Genomic DNA, 2,102 nt, shown 5'->3' with positions numbered 1-2,102 from the left:
GAACCTTGTAACAAAATATTTCTAAAAGTTTTAGCTATAATCTATTTAGATGTAACAATTATTAAGAACGTCCACTTTTACACAAGCCTTTTCACCTTATGAATTAACTTAAGCATGTTATGCATTGAAATTTAACAATTGCGGCCAAATGTCCTTTAATTCATACCAACCACTGCGCATTTACCCACCAGCTTAACAGCTTGTTTACACTAGGTTTTGTCATTAGTTATTTCTATCTGAATGAAGCTTTTTTAGTACGATTTCTCATTCGTTTTTCAGCTCATTTATCTATACAATCACTCCTTTATTTTTACGCACATATTTCAAGTGATTATCTCATGCTATTAACGATTGTTTATATTATTGGTATTACAGCAGAAGCCATGACTGGCGCACTTAGCGCAGGACGAATGAAAATGGATTGGTTTGGCGTAGTGCTGGTAGCCAGTGCGACCGCAATTGGTGGTGGCAGCGTACGAGATATATTACTTGGCAATTACCCGCTTACGTGGGTTCAGCACCCTGAGTATTTATTAATTACTTGTATTGCCGGTATTGTTACTACATGGCTTGCTAAGTGGGTAGTTAAATTTAAAGGCATATTTATGCGCTTAGACGCCCTTGGCTTAGCTGCCTTTAGTATTATTGGCTGTCAAGTGGGGCTAAATATGGGCTTGCACTATGGTATTTGTGTTGTGGCTGCGGTTGTTACTGGCGTATTTGGTGGGTTACTGCGTGATTTAATATGTCGTCAAGCGCCGTTGGTATTGCACAACGAGTTGTATGCCAGCGTATCGCTAATTGTAGCGTGCTTATACTTAGCGCTGCACCATTACAATATTGACGACAACATAAGCATTATTGTAAGCCTAGTTGCGGGATACTTAATACGTATGGCATCAATACGCTTTAAATGGCGCTTACCTACGTTTAGTTTATTAGAACCAGCTAAGTAGATAAAATAGTTATATGAGACAGGCTTGAATCTGCTAGGCAATAAAGCCTGTCTTCTCTTTAATGATCTTACTATTTAATACTCACACTACATCGCTTAACGCGGTTTTAGAGCCACTGTTATTGTGTGGCATTACGCTAAAGCTGCCGTCTGTTTCGAGCACAACTGCGGCTACCTCTTCTATTGCAATAATACCTGCGCCTCGCACAGCAGCGCGAATTTCTGACTTTGTTACCCGTTGTGATTTAAGGGCTGAATCACAATACTCGCCATTACTTAATAATAACGTGGGTTTTGCTTTTACAAGCGCTGCAAATTGTGACGAGCGCACACTAAACCAGGTAATAGCGTATTGCAGCCCTATTAGTACAATAAAGGCAAGAATGCCCTCAAACAGCGGGACACTTTTAGAAATAATAACAGACGCTAATATAGAGCCCAGCGCAATGGTGACTACAAAGTCGAACACGTTCCACTTTGAAAGCGTACGTTTACCCGATATACGCAGCCAAAACACCAGAGCTATATAACCCAGCACACCAATTATAAGTACACGTAATAACCCCTGCATGTCATCGTAAAACATAATGGCTCCTTTTCTATTTTAACGCTTAATGTAAGTGCTCGTTATTTACTTACATTTTTTTAATTTATTGCTTAACCGTAGTTGTTACAAGTGTGTGTAATACTTTGCTTATTTTTTTAGCCGCTGGGCAATTTACAGCATTATGACGCGCAGCTATATAAGCAGGATCGTTGTAACTTAACCACACTTGCGATTGTGCGTCTTCCCATACCAGTGCTTTTAGCGGTAAATCAATACCGATTGTTTGTGCGCATTGCATAAGTGGTGTGCCGCCTTTAGGATTACCAAATATAAGAACCTCTGTTGGGCGTAGTTGTTGCTCTACTTTTTTAGCACCGGCTGCGTGATCTATTCGTGCAAATATATTTAGCCCTTTTTGTTTTGCCAAATTCTCAAACTTATCCATTGTGGCTTTTGCACTTAATGGGCTTTTTACTGAAATTAGCCCCTCTACTGCGTTAGCATTTGTAATAGTAAAAAGTAATGCGAGTCCAAAAATAATGTTTAGTGTTTTCATAGTGCCTCCGTTTGAATATATAAATACTGAGCGTTATTGCTCCT

General features: G+C 39.4%; 3 protein-coding genes. 1 reads left to right on the top strand and 2 read right to left on the bottom strand.

The genetic code is table 11. From position 1 onward, the window contains the following. Nucleotides 1–338: 338 nt before the first annotated feature. Nucleotides 339–956: a trimeric intracellular cation channel family protein gene (locus GQR46_RS19030; protein ID WP_165742095.1), complete on the top strand. Its 618-nt coding sequence runs from the start codon at nucleotides 339–341 to the stop codon at nucleotides 954–956. Between the two features lie 81 nt (nucleotides 957–1,037). On the opposite strand, the gene GQR46_RS19025 is transcribed toward GQR46_RS19030, so the two are convergent. Together GQR46_RS19025 and GQR46_RS19020 are read right to left on the bottom strand one after the other, a co-directional pair. Continuing rightward, nucleotides 1,038–1,541, bottom strand: a complete 504-nt coding sequence (locus tag GQR46_RS19025) for a YetF domain-containing protein (protein WP_165742093.1) — start codon at nucleotides 1,539–1,541, stop codon at nucleotides 1,038–1,040. Nucleotides 1,542–1,605: 64 nt separating this feature from the next. Further along, nucleotides 1,606–2,058: a DUF302 domain-containing protein gene (locus tag GQR46_RS19020; protein ID WP_165742091.1), complete on the bottom strand. Its 453-nt coding sequence runs from the start codon at nucleotides 2,056–2,058 to the stop codon at nucleotides 1,606–1,608. Nucleotides 2,059–2,102: the final 44 nt, after the last annotated feature.

Origin of the sequence: Pseudoalteromonas sp. Z1A6 (assembly GCF_011378745.1) — a bacterium.
In the GTDB taxonomy this organism is placed as follows: Bacteria; Pseudomonadota; Gammaproteobacteria; order Enterobacterales; family Alteromonadaceae; genus Pseudoalteromonas; species Pseudoalteromonas arctica.
The sequence above is the reverse complement of the archived record's forward strand: the minus strand, read 5'-3'. Positions and strand labels throughout refer to the sequence as shown.